The sequence below is a fragment of the Pseudomonas sp. B16(2017) genome, from assembly GCF_002113205.1.
GTDB lineage: Bacteria > Pseudomonadota > Gammaproteobacteria > Pseudomonadales > Pseudomonadaceae > Aquipseudomonas > Aquipseudomonas pharyngis.
The window spans coordinates 193,065-213,298 of record NZ_NEKA01000010.1 but is presented as its reverse complement, the minus strand read 5'-3'; the positions used below and the strand labels follow the sequence as shown (position 1 = coordinate 213,298).

Here is a 20,234-nt window from a genome sequence, read left to right as displayed (position 1 = left end):
GCGAGCCTGCTCGCGATGGGAACCCCTCGAGTGCCTGCCAAACTGCTAAACTCCCGCGCCCCGATTTCCTCCAGCAAGGCGCCCGCATGTCTTCCTTGAACCTGGCGCTGCGCGCCGCTCTCGATCAACGCCAGGATCTGCTCGCCGAGCTGCACCGCCAGGGCACCGACTGCTATCGGCTGTTCCACGGCAGCCAGGAAGGCGCCGGCGGCCTGACCATTGACCGCTACGGCCCGCAACTGATGGTGCAAAGCTTCCACCAGACCCTGGCGCGTGAAGACCTGCTGCAACTGCACGCCATGGTCAACCAGACTCTTGGCCTGGAAACCCTGCTGGTCTACAACGACCGCTCCCGTGGCAACTCGCGGATCGATCGTGAAGACAGCGTCTACCGCGCCGACGACGCCGCGCTGGCCGATCTGGTCGGCCACGAATGGGGCCTGAATTATCGTGTGCGTGGACGCCACGCCGGGCAGGATCCGCTGCTGTTCCTCGACCTGCGCAACACCCGCGGCTGGGTCAAGGATCACGCCAAGGGCAAAAGCGTGCTCAACCTGTTTGCCTACACCTGCGGCGTCGGTCTCAGCGCAGCAGCCGGCGGTGCACGCGAGGTGTGCAACCTGGATTTCGCCGAGGGCAATCTGGCGGTCGGCCGCGAAAACGGCTTGCTCAATCCGCAACTGCCGACCATGGAATTCATCCAGTCCGACTACTTCCCGGCCATCCGCCAACTGGCCGGCCTGCCGATCAACCAGCGTCGCGGGCAGAAACTGCCGAGCTATCAACGCCTCGAGGAGCGTCAGTACGATCTGGTGCTGCTCGACCCGCCCGCGTGGGCCAAGAGCGCCTTCGGCACCGTCGACCTGCTGCGCGATTATCAAAGCCTGCTCAAGCCGGCCCTGCTGACAACCGCCGAGAATGGCGTGCTGATCTGCTGCAACAACCTGGCGAAAGTCAGCATGGACGATTGGCGCGAGCAGGTGCTGCGCTGCGCGGAAAAAGCCGGGCGGCCGGTGCGTGAGTGGAGCGTGATGACCCCGGGCCGCGACTTCCCGTCGCTGGATCAGCAGCCACCGCTGAAGACCCTGATCCTTCAGCTCTAAGCGTTACCAAGGAAATTTCCCACGGAAATATCTGAACAATCCTGAGCATGGGCAATTGCTTCGGAACCGGAATCGCGTGCCATACTCCAAGGCACTCCGATTCAGACAGATGAAGCCGCACATGCCCAAAGGATTGATTCGCGCGATTGGCGCCCTGTTGACTGCCCTGGCCCTCTACAGCCTGCTGGGGTTCCTGATTTTGCCGGTCATTGCGCTCAGGGTGGTGAATCAGCAACTGGCCAACTACGCCACGGTGCCGGCGCATCTGCAACGTATCGAACTCAACCCGTTCAGCCTTGAACTCACGCTGTGGGGCCTGGTGATCGGCGAGCCGGGCAAGGAACAGGTCGGCTTCGAACGTCTGTATGCCAACCTGCAACTCGACAGCCTGTGGACCAAAGCCCTGCATCTGTCCGACATCGAACTGGAAAAATCCAGGACCGAGATCCTGTTCGCCAAGGACGGTCAGCTCAACCTCCTCGGTCTGTTCAAGCTCCCGGCCAGCGAGCCCACCCCGGCCGATCCCGACGCCAAACCGTTTCCGCTGCGCATCGACCGGATCCAGCTGGCCGGCGGCAACCTGCATTTTGTGGATGCGCGGCCCAGCGAGCCGATCGAATTTCTGTACGACAAGCTCGACTTCGAGCTGAAAAACCTCAGCACCCTGCCCGAAGACAACGCCGACATGACCCTCGTCGCGATCGGCCCGGCCGGTGGGCAGATCGACTGGAAAGGCAACTTCAGCCTGATACCGATCGCTTCCGAAGGCACGCTCAAGATCACCGACGGCCAGATGAAGGCCTTCTGGCCCTACGTGCGTGATGCCGTGCCACTGGTGCTGGAAAACGGGGTCGTCAGCCTGAGCACCGACTACAAGCTCAACCTGTCCAAGGAAACCGAACTGCTGCTGAGCAACGTGGCGGTCAATATCGCGCCGTTCGCCATCAAGGCGCCGGACGGACGCCCGCTGGCGAAACTCGAGCGTCTCGACGTCAGCGACACCACGGTGGACCTGGCCAAGCAGCAAGTGGTGGTCGGCAAGATCCGCAGTCAGAAACTGGAAACCTGGGCAGCCCTGGAAGCGGACGGCCAACTGGATTGGCAAAAACTGTTCGCCAGCCAGCCGTCGAAACCTGCCGCCAAAGCTGCGGCGGAACCGAAAACCACCCCGGCCGCCGCCGACTCGCCGAAACCGGAGCCGACCGCGCCGAGCAAACCGTGGCAAGTGTTGATCACGGACGTGCAACTGCGTGACTACAAAGTGCATCTGGCCGACCGTTCGGCGAAGCCGGAAGTCACTTTGGATGTCACGCCGCTGAACGTCGATCTGCAGAATTTCGACAGCCTCAACGGCTCGCCCTTCAACCTCAGGCTCGACACCGGGCTGGGCAAGCAAGGCAAGATCAGCGCCGATGGCGTGGTCAACCTGGCGCCGGTCACCGCACAGCTCAACGTGAAAACCCAGGACATCGATCTGCGGGTCGCCCAGTCCTACATCAACCCGTTCATTCGTCTCGAACTGCGCAGCGGCATGCTCGGCAGCGACCTGAAAGTGAACCTGAAAAGCACTGACCCGCTGGCCCTCAGCGTCACCGGTCGTGCTCAGATCGATCAGTTGCACACCCTCGACACCCTGAAAACCCGCGACTTCCTGAAGTGGCAGCAAGTGGTGGTCGAAGGCCTGAACTATCAACATGGCGACAGCCTGTCGATCGACAGGGTCAACCTGTTCCAGCCGTATGCGCGGTTCATGATCAACGATGATCGCACCACCAACATCGACGACCTGCTCATTCCGCAGCCGGCCGATTCCGGGGCGAAGACCGCCGCGGCGAAACCGGCGAGCAATGACAAACCGCTGGGTATTCACATCGGCGGCATCGCGATCAACGACGGCTCGGCCAACTTCGCCGACTTCAGCCTGACCCCCAACTTCGCCACGGCGGTCCAGCAACTCAACGGCCAGATCGGCACCATCGACAGCCGTCAGGCGAAACCGGCCAGCGTCGACATCAAGGGCAAGGTCGACCGCTATGCGCCGGTGACCATCAAAGGCGCGGTCAACCCGTTCGACCCGATGGCCAGCCTCGACATCGCCACCAGTTTCAAACGGGTCGAACTGACCACCCTGACGCCCTACTCCGGCAAGTTCGCCGGCTACCGGATTCGCAAGGGCCGACTTAACCTCGACCTGCATTACCTGATCACCAAAGGCCAGCTCAAGGCCGAGAACAAAGTGGTGGTCGAGCAGCTGCAACTGGGTGAGAAAGTCGACAGCCCGGATGCCGTGAGCCTGCCGCTGAAACTGGCGATCGCCCTGCTCAAGGACGTCGACGGCAAGATTTCCATCGAACTGCCGGTCACTGGTGACCTGAACAATCCGCAATTCAGCGTGATGCCGATTGTCTGGCAGACCCTGCGCAATCTGATCGTCAAGGCTGCCGCCGCACCGTTCAAGCTGATCGGCGGCCTGGTCAGCGGTGGCGGGTCGGAAGACCTCGGCACCGTGTCCTTTGCACCGGGTTCCAGCGACCTGAGCAAAGACGCCGAAGCGGCGCTGGTGAAGCTGTCGCAAGCGCTGAAGGAACGTCCGGCCCTGCGCCTGGAAATCGAAGGCACCGCGGCAAAAAGCAGTGATGGCCCGTTGCTCGCGGAACAGCGCCTGGAACGTGAATACCAGTACAACTACTACAAGATGCTCCAGCGCCGTGGCGACAAGGTGCCGGCGCAGGCTTCGCTGATCCAGGTCCCGGATAACGAAAAAGGCCCACTGCTTGAGGGCATCTATCGCACCCGCCTGAAAACCCAGCCACCGGCCGAATGGAAGGATCTGGGCAAGGAAGAACGCACCGCGAAAATGCGTGCGGATGTGATCAAGTTCTGGAGTTCCAGCGATGTGCTGCTGCGCCAGCTCGGTCAGGACCGTGCCAGCAGTATCAAAGACTATCTGGTGGACAAGGGCCAACTGGCCGATGATCGTGTGTACTTCATCGACGCCAACCTCGGCGAAGCGGAAAGCGACGGCCGGGTAGTGACACAAATGCATCTGGATGCCGAGTGATGAACCCAAAGTGGCTGGCTGCACTGGGGCTGGTGTTTCTCGCCAGCCAGGCTGCGGCGTCCGATACCTTGCGCTGCGGCAGCCAGTTGGTGAGCCTTGGCGACCGCGCCAGCGAGGTGCTGCAAAAATGTGGTGAGCCGGTCGGTCGCGACCTGCTCGGTTACAAGCGCAGCGCCAACCGTCGCGAGGAGTTTCAGGTCGAGGAGTGGACCTACGGCCCGAGCAACGGCATGTATCAATACCTGCGTTTTGAAGGCAATCGCCTGAAACAGATCAACAGCAAGCGCGGCAACTGACCTTCCGCGCCTTTTTCCGGCCCCTGAAATAGAACAGGCCCCGACATGAATGCCGGGGCCTGTAATGGCCACATTCCGTGTGGCCGGTCGCATGAACTCTAAAGTGCGGCAGACGTATTGCTCGGCCCGCCTGTCGCGTCTTCTCCCGGTCCAGGCGAGAAGTCTTGCCTTACTCGGCTTTCAGGCCGTCAGCGGAGACCGCTTTCACGCCTTTGATTTTCTTGGTGATGTTCACAGCGGTGGTTTTCTGAGCTTCGGTGATTGCGACGTCAGAAGACAGGGAAACCACACCTTTGTTGGTTTCAACTTTGATGTCGGTACCAGGAATGCCTTTTTCGGTTACCAGGTCGCTTTTGACTTTGGTGGTGATCCAGGTATCGGAAGTAGCTTCTTTAGCCTTGGTGACTTCACCGGCAGCCAGAGTCATTGGAGCCTGAGTGGTCTGGGTCGATTGAGCAAATGCACCCGAAGCCATGGTCAGGGTCAGCGCGGTAGCAGCAGCGGCAGTGATAGCGAACTTCTTCATACGAGTAACTCCTGTTTTTCTGGAAAGTCTGCTGGATGTCTTGTCAGCAGGGTTACTGGAGATATTGCGAACGCTGTGCCAACTTTCAAAATTACATTAAAACCTTATAAATCAACAACTTACAAATGTCGCATTTTTTCGGAATCATGCAAATTGCATGAGTCGAGAAATATCTACATGCAAGTTGCGGCTTTCCGGAAAGTTCCTAACAGCCTGAAATTATTGAAGCTTTTGTGAAGTGTCGCGCAATGAAAAATGCCCCGCATTGCGGGGCATTCCTGCTGTCAGCTTATGTATCAAGCGCCACTGCCAGGGCAACCTCTCGGCGCGTATTCATTGTTGACCGTCGAGGCACATGTCCAGACACCCGACGTGGCACCCGTGCCCGCGCCAGAGCGGGTGAGCGTAATGGTTTTACCCAGCACCGGACCTGGTGCATTAACCAGCGTACATGTAATGGTGCCAGCGCCAGTCGCCGCAGTACCTGTAACCGTCAACGTACAGTTGGAGGTGGCGGCTGTACCGCCATTCACATTGGTTATATCCGGAGCGGTACCTTGGTTGATGGTGTCCTCGAACGGCACCTTCATCGCACTGATCTCCGCCAACCCCGCCGTCACCTTCGACCGCGCCTGATATTTGGAGTACTGCGGCAGCGCCACAGTCGCGAGAATACCGATGATCGCCACGACGATCAGCAGCTCGATCAGAGTGAAACCCTGTTGTTTATTCATAGACACGCTCCATGCATGAGTCGAAATCTCATGATCTGTTCAAGACTCAGCACAGCCCGTGCCAAACGCTGGCAACCCATACCCGCTGGGCGCCATCCGGCTGACATGCCGATTCCTACAACCCGTAACCGCACTATCTGACACTTTTTGTCACCCGCACTCCACGTGTATGGCGCTGTCACTTGACTAGGCTATAAGTCATGAACGGCAAGCACGTGGAAACCCCATGAATGACATCACTCTGAGCGGTCTGGCCAAACAACTGGTCCAGGCCGAATTGCTCACGGAAAAGAGTGCCCAGCAGGCCTGGCAACAGGCGCAGCGCAATCGCCTGTCGCTGGTCAGTTACCTGGTGCAGAACAAACTGGTGAAGAGCTGGCAGGTCGCGGAAATTGCCTCGGAGCATTTCGGCATGGCATTTCTCGACCTCAACTGCCTCGACAAGGAAACCCAGCCCAAAGGCCTGGTCAGCGAAAAACTGGTGCGCCAGCACCACGCCCTGCCCCTCTGGCGACGCGGCAACAAACTGTTCGTGGGGATTTCCGACCCGAGCAATCATCAGGCGATCAACGACATTCAGTTCAGCACCGGGCTGAGCACCGAAGCCATTCTGGTCGAGGACGACAAGCTCACCGACGCCATCGAAAAATTCTTCGACACCCACGCCACCGGCCTGGAGGAAATGGCCGATGTCGATCTCGACGGGCTGGACATCGAGTCGGTCGACGACAGCAGGCAGGACACGCTCGGCGGGATCGACGCCGACGATGCCCCGGTGGTGCGCTTCGTGCACAAGATGCTGCTGGACGCGATCAAGAGCGGCTCGTCCGACCTGCACTTCGAACCTTACGAAAAGAACTACCGGGTGCGGGTGCGCACCGACGGCATTCTGCGGGAAGTGGCCAAGCCGCCGATTCAACTGGCCGGGCGCATCGCTGCACGCTTGAAGGTAATGGCCAGCCTCGACATTTCGGAGCGACGCAAACCCCAGGACGGGCGGATCAAGATGCGTCTGTCGAAAAGCAAGTCGATCGATTTCCGGGTCAACACCCTGCCCACCCTCTGGGGGGAGAAAGTGGTGATTCGGATCCTCGACCCGTCCAGCGCCCAGATCGGCATCGATGCCCTCGGCTACGAGCCGGAGCAGAAAGACCTGTACATGGCCGCCCTCAAACAGCCGCAAGGCATGATTCTGGTGACCGGCCCCACCGGCTCGGGCAAGACCGTGTCGCTGTACACCGGGCTGAACATCCTCAATACCGTCGACATCAATATCTCCACGGCCGAAGACCCGGTGGAAATCAACATGGAAGGCATCAACCAGGTCAACGTCAATCCCCGTCAGGGACTGGACTTTGCCCAGGCCCTGCGCTCGTTCCTGCGTCAGGACCCGGACGTGATCATGGTCGGCGAAATCCGCGACCTCGAAACCGCCGAAATCGCGATCAAGGCCGCCCAGACCGGTCACCTCGTGCTGTCCACCCTGCACACCAACAGCGCGGCAGAGACCCTCACCCGCCTGCACAACATGGGCATCCCCGGCTTCAACATCGCGACCTCGGTGAGCCTGATCATTGCCCAGCGTCTGGCGCGAAAACTCTGCAGCCACTGCAAGAAACCCATCGAGATCCCACGCGAGACCCTGATCAAGGAAGGCTTCCCCGAGGAACGCATTGGCCATTTCACGATCTATGAGCCCGCCGGTTGCGATCACTGCAACGGCGGGTACAAGGGTCGCGTGGGGATTTATGAAGTGGTAAAGAACACCCCCGATCTGCAACGACTGATCATGGCCGAGGGCAACTCACTGGAAATCGATACCCAGATGCGCCGGGACGGCTTCAATGACCTGCGTACCTCGGGCCTGATCAAGGCCATGCAAGGCATTACCAGCCTTGAAGAAATCAACCGGGTCACCAAGGACTGAACATGGCGGTCAAGGCAGCAAAAGTCAGCGTCTACGCCTGGGAAGGCACGGACCGTAAAGGCAGCAAGGTAACCGGCGAGTTGAGCGGCCAGAACCCCGCACTGGTCAAGGCCCAGTTGCGCAAGCAGGGCATCAACCCGGGCAAGGTGCGCAAGAAATCCGCCTCGCTGCTGAGCTTCGGCAAGCGCATCAAGGCCCAGGACATTGCCCTGTTCACCCGGCAGATGGCGACCATGATGAAGGCCGGCGTACCGCTGTTGCAGTCGTTCGACATCATTGGCGAAGGCTTCGAAAACCCGGCCATGCGCAAGCTGGTGGACGAGGTGAAACAGGAGGTCGCCGCCGGTAACAACTTCGCCGCCGCGCTGCGCAAGAAGCCGCAGTATTTCGACGAGTTGTACTGCAACCTGGTGGATGCCGGCGAGCAGTCCGGCGCCCTCGACACCCTGCTGGAACGGGTCGCGACCTACAAGGAAAAGAGCGAAAGCCTCAAGGCCAAGATCAAGAAGGCCATGACCTACCCGACCGCCGTAGTGCTGGTGGCGGCGGTGGTCACCGGGATTCTGCTGGTCAAGGTGGTGCCGCAGTTTCAGTCGGTGTTCTCCGGCTTCGGTGCCGAACTGCCGGCCTTCACGCTGATGGTGATCAGCCTGTCCGAATTCATGCAGCAATGGTGGTGGGCGATTCTCGGTGCGCTGGTGGCCGCGTTTTTCGGCACCCGCCATGCCCTGAAAAAATCCCAGGCCCTGCGCGATCGACGCGACGCCTGGTTTCTCAAGCTGCCGCTGGTGGGCACATTGATGTACAAGTCCGCCGTGGCGCGGTTTGCCCGGACCCTGTCGACTACCTTCGCCGCCGGTGTGCCGCTGGTGGAAGCGCTGGACTCGGTGGCCGGTGCCACCGGCAACGTGGTGTTCAAGCGTGCCGTGCTGCGCATCCGCCAGGACGTCTCTACCGGCATGCAGCTGAATTTCTCGATGCGCTCCACGGGTATCTTTCCGAACATGGCGGTGCAGATGACCGCCATCGGCGAAGAGTCCGGCGCACTGGACGAGATGCTCGACAAGGTCGCAGGTTTCTATGAGGACGAAGTGGACAACATGGTCGACAACCTCACCAGCCTGATGGAGCCGTTCATCATGGTGGTGCTGGGGGTGATCGTCGGCGGTCTGGTGGTGGCGATGTACCTGCCGATCTTCCAACTCGGCTCAGCGATCTGACATGCCCATCGACGAACTCCTCAGCCTGTATCCGCTGGCCTTTGTCTTCACCGCCCTGCTGCTGGGGCTGGTGGTCGGCAGTTTCCTCAACGTGTTGATCTGGCGCCTGCCGAAAATGCTCGAGCGCGAATGGCGCCAGCAGGCTCACGATGTACTGGGCCTGCCCGGTGAATCGCCATTGCCCACCTACAACCTGATGCTGCCGCACTCGCAATGCCCGCACTGTGGCCACCGGATCCGTGCGTGGGAAAACATTCCCCTGTTCAGTTACGTGTGCCTGCGCGGGCGCTGTTCAAGTTGCAGCGCACCGATCAGCAAGCGTTACCCGCTGACCGAACTGGCCTGCGGCCTGCTCTCGGCGTTCATCGCCTGGCACCTGGGTTTCGGCTGGCCGGCGTGCCTGTTGATCGTGCTGACCTGGGGCCTGTTGGCCATGAGCCTGATCGACATCGAGCACCAACTGCTGCCTGACGTGCTGGTACTGCCGTTGCTGTGGCTGGGGCTGATCGTCAACAGCTTCGAGCTGTTCGTGCCGCTGCACGACGCCGTGCGGGGCGCGGTGCTCGGCTATATGGCGCTGTGGTCGGTGTTCTGGCTGTTCAAACTGATCACCGGCAAGGACGGCATCGGTCACGGCGATTTCAAGCTGCTGGCGCTGCTCGGGGCCTGGGGCGGCTGGCAGATTCTGCCGCTGACCATCCTCTTGTCCTCGCTGGTGGGCGCCGTGCTCGGGGTGATTTTGCTCAAGCTGCGCGACCAGAAAACCTCGACGCCGATCCCCTTCGGCCCGTATCTGGCAATTGCCGGCTGGATTGCCTTGCTCTGGGGTGGTCAAATAACCGGCTTCTATTGGCAGTTTGTCGGTTTGAAATGAATACCCCTGCGGAAAAACCCTGGATTCTCGGCCTGACCGGCGGCATCGGCAGCGGCAAAAGCGCCGCCGCCCAGCACTTCATTGATCTTGGTATCCACGTGGTGGACGCCGATCACGCGGCGCGCTGGGTGGTCGAACCGGGCCGCCCGGCGCTGGCGAAGATCGCTGAACACTTCGGCCCCGATGTGTTGCAGGCCGACGGCACGCTGGATCGTGCAGCCCTGCGCAAACTGATTTTTGAGGTGCCGGAGCAACGGCGCTGGCTTGAGGCCTTGCTGCATCCGTTGATCGCCGAAGAAATCGCCCATCACCTGGCGCTGGCAAAATCGCCTTATGCGATTCTGGTTTCGCCGCTGCTGATCGAATCCGGGCAATACGCGATGACCCAACGCATCCTGGTAATCGACGCCCCGCAACAACTGCAGATCGAACGCACCTTGCAGCGTGACCAGACCAGCGAAGAGCAGGTCCAGGCGATCCTCAAGGCCCAGTCCAGCCGCGAAGACCGCGTCAGCCGTGCCGACGACGTGGTGGTCAACGACCGCGACCTCGCCTGGCTGCACAGCGAGGTCGAGCGCCTGCATCACTTTTACCTGACTTTATCCGGAGGCCAATCATGAGCCAGACCCCAACCGTCAACTGCCCGACTTGCGGCGCGCCCGTGGAATTCACCCCGGAAAACAAATTCCGTCCGTTCTGCTCGGACCGCTGCAAACTGATAGACCTCGGCGCCTGGGCGTCGGAAGAACACAAGATTCCGGTCGCCCCGGATGCCGAGGACGAACTGTTTTCCGGCGATTTCGATCCGCGTCACTGATCCCGTTCAGGGCCGCATGAAGCCGTAGTCCTGATCGTCGTCGAGGTTTTCCGCCAGAAAACGCAACTCGTCGGCCAGGTCTTCGGCGTTGCGCACCGCCTTGCTCTGCTGCACCACAGCGCTGAGCAAGGCGCGCAGGCTCAGGCCCGGATCGAACCCTACCTCCTGCGCCATCTCCAGACTCTGCCGGGTTTCCTGCCTCGCCCACTCGTACACGCTCATGCCGCTGCTCCTGAAGGAATTTGGCCGAGCATGAAATGCCGCGCGCAGAGTGGATTTGATGTGGATCAAGACTTGGGATCGTCGTCCTTCCAGGGCGCCGAAAGGTAGCGGGTGCGGTTGAAGGTCTCCAGCCACTCCGGGCAGAACACCACCAGCGCGCTGACCACCATGCCGTTGATGAAGGCTTCGGGAAAAATCAGCAGCCACAGGTAACCGATGAAATCCTCCAGCCATTCCGGCATGGCAAAGAGGCCGTCGTACCAGAGCAAGGTCAGGCTCAGCGTCAGACACGACAACGCCGACAGCGCCGCGGCGAAAAAACCGGAACAGAAGATGTACACGAACGGATTGCGCGGCTGGGCGCGCTCGACCAGAATCGCGACGCATTCGGTGATCAGCACCGGCAACAGGATCAGCAAGGTGCCATTGACCCCGACGGCCACCAGATCCTGTCGCCCCAGCAGCACCAGCCCCAGTTGGGCCACCAGTGCGCCGACGATCGCCAGTGGCCAGTCCAGCAGCAGTGTCACCGCCGTCATGCCGATGAAGTGGTAAGACACGCCGGTGTCGAAATCCCTGCGCACCAGCCACAGCAGAAACAACGCGAACACCGTACCGAACAGCAAATGCTGACGGCGGTTGTCGCTGAACAGCTCGACCCACGGTGCGCGGACAATCGCCCAGAGCAGCGCCGGCAGGTAAATCAGCCAGCCGAGGGTCAGACTGCTCGATGACAGCAGTTCTGCACCGATCATGATCCCATCACCTTCATTCGCACCGCAGACTCCTTTGATTGGCGCTCCTGCGGCGAAGTCTACACCTGCACGGCGGGACATCTGCCGATGCAAAGCTTTCTGCTTGTCGCAATTGAACGCTAAGCTTGGGCCTATGGATGACTCAGATTACTTACGCCTGCTGACCATTGCGGCCGAGCAAGCCAACGCTTTCCTGTCCAATGCCCGCAAATGGGAGCGTGAGCGTTGGGTCTGCCAGCGCCTCCTGCAAGGCCTGAATATTCCTTATCGCGCCGACGAATTCGCTCCCGCCGGGGAACCACCGGACGTGCTGTTTCGCGACGCCAATTTCGAGGTGTTTTTCGTCCTCGACGAGGGCCGTCGGCTCAACGACGAATGGCGCGATGAGCTGCAACGTCGGCGCAGCGCGTTTTCCCTCAGCCAACTGGTGCGACGTGAAGCCAAGCCACGGCGAATTCCGGCCAATGAATTTCTGCTGAGACTGGCGCCGACCTTGCGCAAGAAAGCGCACAACTACAAGGAACGCGGCATGGACCTGGGCGAGCTGGACATCATTGCCTTCGCCAGCCTCAAACGCGAAGTGCTCGACCTCAACAGCCACTTTCCGCCGCCCACCGAATACCTGCGTCAGGGCTGGCGTTCGCTGTCGCTGGTCGGACCTACGTTCGCCCGGGTGCTGTTCGCCCATCCCGATGCCCCGGATTTTCTGCGCGGCAACCTGGGGCGCAGCATCGTGTTCGATGTAGGGATCAGCCTGTGACGCCGCTTCAACAATTGATCGCCGAGGTCCCGCAGAGCGGCCGCGTACGCTGGATTGGCGTGCGTCCTGAATCTCGTGGACCGATGATCGAGCTCGACGCCGTAGAGGCACGCCTTGAAGCGGGACTGACCGGGGATCATGCCCGCCCCGGAGTACGTAACGCCCGACAGGTCACGCTGATTCAGTTCGAACACCTGGCCGTGATCAGTGCATTGATGGGCCGTCCCCACGAGCAACCGGTCAGGCCTGAAGATCTGCGGCGCAATCTCGTCATAAGCGGGATCAATCTGTTCAGCCTCAAGGGGCGGCGCTTTCGCATTGGTCAGGCGATTTTCGAAACCACGGGCTGGTGCCAGCCGTGCGCGCGCCTGCAGAACAACCTCGGCCCGGGCACGTTCCAGGCCGTGCGCGGGCATGGCGGAATCACTGCGCGAGTGTTACAAAGCGGGATCATTCGCCTCGACGATGGCGTGTCTGTCGAACCGGTCCCGGACAGTGGCTATGCTGCGTTCAATCCCGGTTGAAAACCGCTGTAGCGTGTTCTCATTCAGTAACGTCTACCTGACGAGGCCTTTATGACCAGCCGCCTGAACCCCGAAGACCAGAAGCATGTCGAAGAGTATCTGCAGTTGTCCCAACACCGTGTCGAGCGCCGGCCATTCCGGCCGTGGATGCTCCTGGTGCTGGTGCTGGCAGTGACCATTGGTCTGGGCCTGTTGAGCCGATTTATCAGTTACCTGATGCTATGAGCTGCATCGCGCTCGCTCGGGTAACCACACCGATTTCCTTTAAAAACCTTGCGAGCTATCCCTATGTCCCATCGTATTGTCATTGTCGGCGGCGGCGCCGGCGGTCTGGAGTTGGCTACCCGTCTGGGTAAGACTCTGGGCAAACGCGGCACCGCCAGCATCATGCTGGTCGACGCGAACCTCACGCACATCTGGAAACCGCTGCTGCACGAAGTGGCCGCCGGATCGCTGAACTCCTCCGAAGACGAACTCAACTATGTCGCCCAGGCCAAATGGAACCACTTCGAGTTCCAGCTGGGGCGCATGAGCGGGCTCGATCGTGAGCAGAAGAAGATCCAGCTGGCTGCCACCTACGACGAAAACGGCGTTGAGCTGGTCCCGGCGCGGGAAGTGCCCTACGACTCGCTGGTGATCGCGGTCGGCAGCACCACCAACGATTTCGGCACCCAGGGCGCCGCGCAACACTGCCTGTTCCTCGACACCCGCAAACAGGCCGAGCGTTTCCACCAGCAACTGCTCAATCACTACCTGCGCGCCCACGCCGGGCAGACCGATGTGGTTCAGCAGATCAGCGTGGCCATCGTCGGTGCGGGCGCCACGGGCGTCGAACTGGCGGCCGAGCTGCACAACGCGGCCCATGAACTGGCGGCTTACGGTCTGGACCGGATCAAACCGGAAAACATGCACATCACCCTGATCGAAGCCGGGCCACGGGTGCTGCCAGCCCTGCCGGAGCGCATCAGCGGGCCGGTGCACAAGACCCTGGAGAAACTCGGGGTCAACGTGATGACCAACGCCTCGGTCAGCCAGGTCACCGCCGACAGCTTGATCACTGCCGACGGCAACGAAATCAAGGCGAGCCTGAAAGTCTGGGCCGCCGGGATCCGCGCACCGGGTTTCCTAAAGGACATCGATGGCCTGGAAACCAACCGCATCAATCAGCTGCAAGTGCTGCCGACGCTGCAAACCACTCGCGACGAGAACATCTTCGCCTTCGGTGACTGCGCCGCCTGCCCGCAACCAGGCTCGGATCGCAACGTTCCACCACGGGCCCAGGCTGCGCACCAGCAGGCGTCGCTGCTGGCCAAATCGCTGAAGCTGCGCATCGAAGGCAAGACCCTGCCGGAGTACAAGTACACCGACTACGGCTCGCTGATTTCGCTGTCGCGTTTCTCGGCGGTGGGTAACCTGATGGGCAACCTGACCGGCAGCGTGATGCTCGAGGGCTGGCTGGCGCGGATGTTCTACGTGTCGCTGTACCGCATGCACCAGATGGCGCTTTATGGGCCGTTCCGCACGGCGATGCTGATGCTCGGCAGCAAGATCGGACGCGGCACCGAGCCACGCCTGAAGCTGCACTGATGTAAAAAACACCGTGGGGGCGGGCTCGCCCTCACGGTGTTTTGTTTTCTACTGTATCTGCCCTCGCTTTCCCCACCTTCGCTTACAAACGCCCCCGCTCCTCGACACAGACGCGATACACCGCCACCGCTTAATGGCCACACCCGAGCACACCTGCTCCGGCTTGATCGCCCTTAACGTGTGGTTGCGCTGTGCAACCGAAGGAGAATGCAATGTCCCGTACTTCGAAAATCGGCAAAAACTCCCTTGGCCTGGTCGGTGCCGTACTGGCCGGCGGCCTGATGCTGTCCGGCTCGGTGTTTGCCGCGCAACCGCTGGCCCAGGGCTACATGGTCGCTTCGGCCGAGACCTCGGTGAAAACCCCGGAAGGCAAATGCGGTGAAGGCAAATGCGGCGATGCGTCGATGGCCAAGACCGACACCGATGGCGACGGCAAGGTCTCCCGCGCCGAGTTTCTGAAAGTTGCACCGAAGTCCGACTTCGACAAGATCGACACCAACCACGACGGCTTCATCGACGAGCAAGAGGCGTACAACAACGTCAAAGCCAATTTCGAAGCCAACGGCAAGAAAATGCCGAAAGGTCTGTTCGAACACCTGAAAGACCAGGACGGTGCCTGATTTTTTCAGCCTCCCCGACAAAACAAAGCCGCGCTTTCTCTGACGAGAAGCGCGGCTTTTTCACGCCTGCATGATTACAGCTGGAAACGCCGCACCATGCCCTGCAGGGCATTGGCCAGTTGCGACAGTTCATGGCTCGACGCATTGGTTTGATCGGCACCCGCCGCCGAGCGCACCGACAGGTCGCGAATGTTCACCAGGTTGCGATCCACTTCCCGCGCCACTTGCGCCTGCTCTTCGGCGGCGCTGGCGATCACCAGATTGCGCTCGTGGATTTCGTGTACCGACGCCGTGATCGTCTGCAACGCTTCACCGGCTCGCTCGGCCAGCAGCAGCGTGGTGGCGGCGCGCGAGGCACTGGCCTGCATCGACGCCAGCGCCAGGCTCGAACCGTTGCGCATGCCCTGCACCATTTGCTCGATTTCCTGGGTCGATTGCTGAGTGCGATAAGCCAGCGCGCGAACCTCATCGGCAACCACCGCAAACCCGCGCCCGCTCTCCCCGGCTCGCGCTGCTTCGATGGCGGCGTTGAGCGCCAGCAGGTTGGTCTGCTCGGCGATCGCTCGAATCACGTCCAGCACTTTGCCGATGTCCTGCGACTGGTTGGCCAGCGATTGCACCAGTTCGCCGGTGTGCTCGACTTCGCTGGCCAGGGCGTTGATGGCGTCGGCAGTTTCGCTGACCCGTTCCTGGCCCAACTGCGCCGATTCGCTGGACTGGCGGGTGGCGTCGGACGTCGACACCGCATTGCGGGCGACTTCCTCAACCGCCGTAGTCATCTCGTTGACGGCGGTGGCGGCCTGTTCGATTTCGTTGTTCTGTTGTTGCAGTCCTTGCGTGCTGTCATGGGTGACCGCGCTCAGTTCGTCGGAAGCGGTCGCCAGTTGCGTGGCCGAGCCGCTGATGCCCTGCAGGGTTTCGCGCAGGTTCTGCTGCATGGTTGCCAACGCCTTGAGCAGCCGGCTGACTTCATCGTTGCCGTGAGTTTCGATCGGGCGGGTCAGATCGCCTCTGGCGACGTGCTCAGCAGCGTCGACAGCGACGCTCAGGGGGCGGACGATGCTACGGGTGAGCAACATGGCCAGAGCCACGGTGGCCAGCGCCGCCAGCGCGATAAACAGGGTCACGATGGTGCGCGAGGTTTCGTAGTGGGCCGCAGAGTTCTGGCTTTCGGCGGCGACCTGGCGGGCGAACAGATCCGCCAGGTCGTTGAGTTGTTTACCGGAGCCGTCGACCACGGTTTTCATGTCCACCAGCAGCAGTTTGGTCAGCTCGTCGCGCTTGCCCTGCTCGGCGAGGGTGAACGACTGGGCGATCCCGGTGCGGTAGGCGGCAAAGGTTTTCTTGAACTGTTCATACAACTGCTGACCTTCCGGGGTGGTCACCAGTCGATCATAGGCGGCGATTTTCTCGCTCAACTCTTTGTCCCGGGTGTCCATCTGGCTGCGGTACGTGGCGATGTTGGCCGGATCCTGATCCAGCGCCATGCGCAGGGAGATGGTGCGGATGCGCAGCATGATCTCGCGAATTTCGTCGCCGCCACGAATGCTCGGCAGCCACTGGGTCTCCACCGCCACTTCACTGTCGCGGATGCTCGACATCTGCCCCAGCGCGAACACCCCAAGCAACGCCACCAGTAACGCGATCAGGGCAAAGCCCAGAGCGGCGCGGGGAGCAATATTCAACTGACGAAGCAACATGACGAACGCCCTTTTTCTTGTATTGGCAGAATTCAGGGGCGTTTGATGCGGCAGGCCCCTTTCGTTAGCGGGCTATCGGCAAGTTGTATGACGACTTGAATGAAACATTTCCGGAGGGCAAAAAAAATCCCCGTATCTTTCGATACGAGGATTTTTAATATGGTCGGGGTAAGGGGATTCGAACTCCTGACATCCTGCTCCCAAAGCAGGCGCGCTACCGGACTGCGCTATACCCCGGTAAAAAAAAGGCGATCTTTCAAAGATCGCCTTCTTCGATCAGCGCTTTTGGCCTCTGATCTTAAGATTCGATCCCAGTGTTACCTGGTTTCAAAAATGGTGGGTCGTGTGGGATTCGAACCTACGACCAATTGGTTAAAAGCCAACTGCTCTACCAACTGAGCTAACGACCCAAAAATGGTCGGGGTAAGGGGATTCGAACTCCTGACATCCTGCTCCCAAAGCAGGCGCGCTACCGGACTGCGCTATACCCCGGTTTGAAATTGGCTCCGTGACCAGGACTCGAACCTGGGACCCAATGATTAACAGTCATTTGCTCTACCGACTGAGCTATCACGGAACTACACATTTCAATTTACTACGGTGAAACTTGCAGCTTCTCGACATCGTTTTCGCATCGCTGCGTTCGTGTGTCTGAGGCGCGCTATTCTACAACCTAGAACACCTCTGTCAACCCCCTAAATTGCTTTCAAGTTAATGATTTGCAACTTATTTCAGATTTCTGCCCAGTGAGCTGAAACCGTGTTGGTGACTGACTGCGGGGCGCACTTTACAAGCCTTTTCCTTTGAGTTCAACAGCCTGGCGAAAAAAAAGGCCTCGCATTGCGAGGCCTTGATGACGACACCACCGTCGAGCGTCAGTTGAACGTGATCTCGTCGTTCTCCACGACGCCGGTCGCGGTCTCGCCTGGCAGGAAACGCCCCGACAGGATCAACTGTGCCAGCGGGTTCTCGATCCAGCGCTGGATCGCCCGCTTCAGCGGCCGTGCGCCATAGACCGGGTCGTAGCCGACGGCAATCAGCTTGTCCATCGCTTCCGGGCTCAGTTCCAGCTTCAGCTCGCGCTCGGCCAGACGGCTGCGCAGACGGCCCAGCTGGATCTCGGTAATGCCCGCGATCTGATCCCGCGCCAATGGCTCGAAGATCACTACTTCGTCGACCCGGTTGATGAACTCCGGACGGAAATGGGTGGAAATCGCATCCATCACCGCCGCACGTTGCGCCTCACGGTCACCGACCAGTTCCTGGATCTGCATCGAACCGAGATTGGAGGTCATGACGATCACGGTATTGCGGAAGTCCACCGTGCGGCCATGGCTGTCGGTCAGACGGCCATCCTCCAGCACTTGCAGCAGGATGTTGAACACGTCCGGGTGCGCCTTCTCGACTTCGTCCAGCAGGATCACCGAGTAAGGCTTGCGCCGTACCGCTTCGGTCAGGTAACCGCCCTCTTCATAGCCGACGTAGCCCGGTGGTGCACCGATCAGCCGCGCCACGGAATGTTTCTCCATGAACTCGGACATGTCGATCCGCACCATCGCCTCTTCAGTGTCGAAGAGGAACTCGGCCAGCGCCTTGCACAGCTCGGTTTTACCGACACCGGTCGGGCCGAGGAACATGAACGAGCCGCTCGGACGATTCGGGTCGGACAACCCGGCCCGGGAACGCCGCACCGCATTGGCTACCGCCACCACCGCTTCGTCCTGACCGATCACGCGCTGATGCAACAGGCTTTCCATCTTCATCAGCTTGTCGCGCTCGCCTTCGAGCATTTTCGACACCGGAATGCCGGTCCACTTCGAAACGACTTCGGCGATTTCCTCTTCGGTCACCTTGCTGCGCAGCAACTGGTTTTCGCTTTTGCCGTGCTGGTCGACCATCTGCAGACTGCGCTCCAGATCCGGGATCACCCCGTACTGCAACTCGGCCATGCGGTTCAGGTCGCCTTTACGGCGCGCGGCTTCCAGTTCCTGACGGGACTGTTCGATCTTCTGCTGAATCTGCGCAGAACCCTGCACCTCGGCTTTTTCCGAGTTCCAGATTTCTTCCAGATCGGAGTACTCACGCTCGTGGCGATCGATTTCTTCCTGGAGTTTCTCCAGACGTTTCTTCGCCGCGTCGTCGCTTTCTTTCTTCAGTGCCTGGGATTCCACCTTCAGTTGAATCAGGCGCCGCTCCAGGCGATCCAGCACTTCCGGCTTGGAGTCGATCTCCATGCGGATACGGCTGGCCGCTTCGTCGATCAGGTCGATCGCCTTGTCCGGCAGCTGTCGGTCAGTGATGTAACGATGGCTGAGCTTGGCTGCCGCGATGATCGCGCCGTCGGTGATCGCCACCTTGTGGTGAACCTCGTAACGCTCCTTGAGGCCACGCAGGATCGCGATGGTGTCTTCTTCGCTCGGCTCGTCCACCAGCACTTTCTGGAAGCGCCGCTCGAGGGCCGCATCCTTCTCTATATATTGGCGGTACTCGTTGAGCGTGGTCGCGCCGACGCAGTGCAGCTCACCACGGGCCAGAGCCGGCTTGAGCATGTTGCCGGCGTCCATCGAGCCTTCGCCCTTGCCGGCGCCGACCATGGTGTGCAGTTCGTCGATGAACAGAATGATCTGCCCTTCCTGCTTCGACAGCTCGTTGAGCAGCGCTTTCAGGCGCTCTTCGAACTCACCGCGATACTTGGCGCCGGCAATCAGCGCACCCATATCGAGGGACAGCAGGCGTTTACCACGCAGGCCATCCGGCACTTCGCCGTTGATGATGCGCTGGGCCAGCCCTTCGGCAATCGCGGTTTTACCCACGCCAGGCTCGCCGATCAGTACCGGGTTGTTCTTGGTGCGGCGTTGCAGGACCTGAATGGTGCGACGGATTTCATCGTCACGGCCAATCACCGGGTCAAGCTTGCCTTCTTCGGCGCGCTTGGTCAGGTCGACGGTGTATTTATCCAGCGCCTGACGGGACTCTTCATGGTTGGCGTCGTTGACTGCCTCACCACCGCGCAGGTTGTTGATTGCATTCTCCAGGGCTTTCTTGCTCACGCCCTGGCCGAGCAGCAACTTGCCGAGCTTGCTGTTCTCGTCCATCGCGGCAAGCAGTACCAGCTCGCTGGAAATGAACTGATCGCCCTTCTGCTGGGCCAGACGGTCGGCCTGATTGAGCAGACGCGCCAGATCCTGCGACATGTTGACGTCGCCGGTCGGGTTCTGGATTTTCGGTAATTGATCGAGCTCTTTGGTCAGCTCTTTACGCAAGCTGTTGACGTCGAAGCCCACCTGCATCAACAGGGGTTTGATCGAACCACCCTGTTGTTCAAGCATGGCTTGCATCAAATGCGCCGGCTCGATGGCTGGATGATCGTGGCCGACGGCCAAAGATTGGGCATCGGACAACGCCAACTGCAATTTGCTGGTTAAACGGTCTATACGCATGGGTCACCTTCCTTTTGAGCAGGCCGGACCTGAAAACCATCCTGAATAAAGAAACCTGCCAGATACCG

Annotated in this window: 19 protein-coding genes and 4 tRNA genes; 13 read left to right on the top strand and 10 right to left on the bottom strand. The window is 60.3% G+C overall.

Annotation, left to right across the window (positions count from 1 at the left end):
- The first annotated feature begins 86 nt into the window (after positions 1 to 86).
- The 3 genes from CAG25_RS18990 (at position 87) to CAG25_RS18980 (ending at position 4,460) form a co-directional block, all read left to right on the top strand.
- The gene (locus tag CAG25_RS18990) at positions 87 to 1,103 is read left to right on the top strand and encodes a class I SAM-dependent rRNA methyltransferase (RefSeq protein ID WP_085612635.1); all 1,017 of its coding nucleotides are present in this window, start codon (positions 87 to 89) and stop codon (positions 1,101 to 1,103) included.
- 109 nt (positions 1,104 to 1,212) lie between these two features.
- Positions 1,213 to 4,164, top strand: a complete 2,952-nt coding sequence (locus CAG25_RS18985) for a DUF748 domain-containing protein (protein WP_085612634.1) — start codon at positions 1,213 to 1,215, stop codon at positions 4,162 to 4,164.
- Entirely contained in the window at positions 4,164 to 4,460 is a 297-nt protein-coding gene (locus tag CAG25_RS18980) for a DUF2845 domain-containing protein (protein WP_074691468.1), read from the top strand. Before CAG25_RS18985 ends, CAG25_RS18980 begins: the two co-directional genes overlap by 1 nt.
- A 169-nt stretch (positions 4,461 to 4,629) precedes the next feature.
- On the opposite strand, the gene CAG25_RS18975 is transcribed toward CAG25_RS18980, so the two are convergent.
- Together CAG25_RS18975 and CAG25_RS18970 are read right to left on the bottom strand one after the other, a co-directional pair.
- Complete coding sequence (locus CAG25_RS18975; RefSeq protein ID WP_011335977.1) at positions 4,630 to 4,986, bottom strand: BON domain-containing protein; 357 nt, start codon at positions 4,984 to 4,986, stop codon at positions 4,630 to 4,632.
- Between the two features lie 296 nt (positions 4,987 to 5,282).
- On the bottom strand, positions 5,283 to 5,720 hold the full coding sequence (locus tag CAG25_RS18970) for a pilin (protein ID WP_085612633.1): 438 nt from the start codon (positions 5,718 to 5,720) through the stop codon (positions 5,283 to 5,285).
- A gap of 226 nt (positions 5,721 to 5,946) precedes the next feature.
- Here CAG25_RS18970 and pilB point away from each other — a divergent pair, with 226 nt between their 5' ends.
- From pilB to yacG, 5 genes are read left to right on the top strand one after another with little or no spacing between them, the layout of a single operon-like run.
- Positions 5,947 to 7,647, top strand: coding sequence for a type IV-A pilus assembly ATPase PilB (pilB, locus tag CAG25_RS18965; RefSeq protein WP_085612632.1), 1,701 nt, complete (start codon positions 5,947 to 5,949; stop codon positions 7,645 to 7,647).
- A gap of 2 nt (positions 7,648 to 7,649) precedes the next feature.
- Positions 7,650 to 8,867, top strand: a complete 1,218-nt coding sequence (locus CAG25_RS18960; RefSeq protein WP_085612631.1) for a type II secretion system F family protein — start codon at positions 7,650 to 7,652, stop codon at positions 8,865 to 8,867.
- Between the two features lies 1 nt (position 8,868).
- Entirely contained in the window at positions 8,869 to 9,741 is an 873-nt protein-coding gene (locus CAG25_RS18955; protein ID WP_085612630.1) for an A24 family peptidase, read from the top strand.
- The gene (coaE, locus tag CAG25_RS18950) at positions 9,738 to 10,361 is read left to right on the top strand and encodes a dephospho-CoA kinase (protein WP_085612629.1); all 624 of its coding nucleotides are present in this window, start codon (positions 9,738 to 9,740) and stop codon (positions 10,359 to 10,361) included. The genes CAG25_RS18955 and coaE overlap by 4 nt, the downstream gene beginning before the upstream one ends.
- On the top strand, positions 10,358 to 10,558 hold the full coding sequence (yacG, locus tag CAG25_RS18945; RefSeq protein ID WP_039771664.1) for a DNA gyrase inhibitor YacG: 201 nt from the start codon (positions 10,358 to 10,360) through the stop codon (positions 10,556 to 10,558). The genes coaE and yacG overlap by 4 nt, the downstream gene beginning before the upstream one ends.
- Positions 10,559 to 10,564: 6 nt before the next feature.
- Here the strand turns inward: yacG and CAG25_RS18940 are convergent, their stop codons facing one another.
- Both CAG25_RS18940 and CAG25_RS18935 read right to left on the bottom strand, forming a co-directional pair.
- Positions 10,565 to 10,780 carry a hypothetical protein gene (locus CAG25_RS18940; RefSeq protein WP_007959584.1) on the bottom strand — a complete coding sequence of 72 codons (216 nt, stop codon included), beginning with the start codon at positions 10,778 to 10,780 and terminating at the stop codon, positions 10,565 to 10,567.
- 65 nt (positions 10,781 to 10,845) lie between these two features.
- Positions 10,846 to 11,535 (bottom strand): energy-coupling factor ABC transporter permease, encoded by a 690-nt coding sequence (locus CAG25_RS18935; RefSeq protein ID WP_085612628.1) that lies wholly within the window; start codon positions 11,533 to 11,535, stop codon positions 10,846 to 10,848.
- A 133-nt stretch (positions 11,536 to 11,668) separates the two neighbouring features.
- On the opposite strand from CAG25_RS18935, the gene CAG25_RS18930 reads away from it, so the two are divergent.
- The 5 genes from CAG25_RS18930 (at position 11,669) to CAG25_RS18910 (ending at position 15,026) form a co-directional block, all read left to right on the top strand.
- Positions 11,669 to 12,295, top strand: coding sequence for a DUF1780 domain-containing protein (locus CAG25_RS18930; protein ID WP_007959580.1), 627 nt, complete (start codon positions 11,669 to 11,671; stop codon positions 12,293 to 12,295).
- Entirely contained in the window at positions 12,292 to 12,819 is a 528-nt protein-coding gene (locus tag CAG25_RS18925) for an MOSC domain-containing protein (protein ID WP_085612627.1), read from the top strand. The genes CAG25_RS18930 and CAG25_RS18925 overlap by 4 nt, the downstream gene beginning before the upstream one ends.
- Positions 12,820 to 12,870: 51 nt before the next feature.
- Positions 12,871 to 13,044 (top strand): DUF3094 domain-containing protein, encoded by a 174-nt coding sequence (locus tag CAG25_RS18920; protein ID WP_085612626.1) that lies wholly within the window; start codon positions 12,871 to 12,873, stop codon positions 13,042 to 13,044.
- A gap of 63 nt (positions 13,045 to 13,107) precedes the next feature.
- A complete protein-coding gene (locus CAG25_RS18915; protein ID WP_064599500.1) occupies positions 13,108 to 14,406 on the top strand; it encodes an NAD(P)/FAD-dependent oxidoreductase in 1,299 nt (432 codons plus the stop codon).
- Between the two features lie 212 nt (positions 14,407 to 14,618).
- Positions 14,619 to 15,026 (top strand): hypothetical protein, encoded by a 408-nt coding sequence (locus CAG25_RS18910; RefSeq protein ID WP_007959573.1) that lies wholly within the window; start codon positions 14,619 to 14,621, stop codon positions 15,024 to 15,026.
- Between the two features lie 74 nt (positions 15,027 to 15,100).
- Here CAG25_RS18910 and CAG25_RS18905 read toward each other — a convergent pair whose 3' ends face one another.
- The 6 genes from CAG25_RS18905 to clpB form a co-directional block, all read right to left on the bottom strand.
- Positions 15,101 to 16,726, bottom strand: coding sequence for a methyl-accepting chemotaxis protein (locus CAG25_RS18905; protein ID WP_085612625.1), 1,626 nt, complete (start codon positions 16,724 to 16,726; stop codon positions 15,101 to 15,103).
- 160 nt (positions 16,727 to 16,886) lie between these two features.
- Positions 16,887 to 16,963: transfer RNA gene (locus tag CAG25_RS18900), tRNA-Pro, on the bottom strand.
- Positions 16,964 to 17,060: 97 nt separating this feature from the next.
- Positions 17,061 to 17,136, bottom strand: a tRNA-Lys gene (locus tag CAG25_RS18895).
- Between the two features lie 5 nt (positions 17,137 to 17,141).
- Positions 17,142 to 17,218: transfer RNA gene (locus CAG25_RS18890), tRNA-Pro, on the bottom strand.
- Positions 17,219 to 17,227: 9 nt separating this feature from the next.
- Positions 17,228 to 17,303, bottom strand: a tRNA-Asn gene (locus CAG25_RS18885).
- Between the two features lie 298 nt (positions 17,304 to 17,601).
- Positions 17,602 to 20,166, bottom strand: coding sequence for an ATP-dependent chaperone ClpB (clpB, locus tag CAG25_RS18880; protein WP_064382092.1), 2,565 nt, complete (start codon positions 20,164 to 20,166; stop codon positions 17,602 to 17,604).
- Positions 20,167 to 20,234 lie beyond the last annotated feature (68 nt).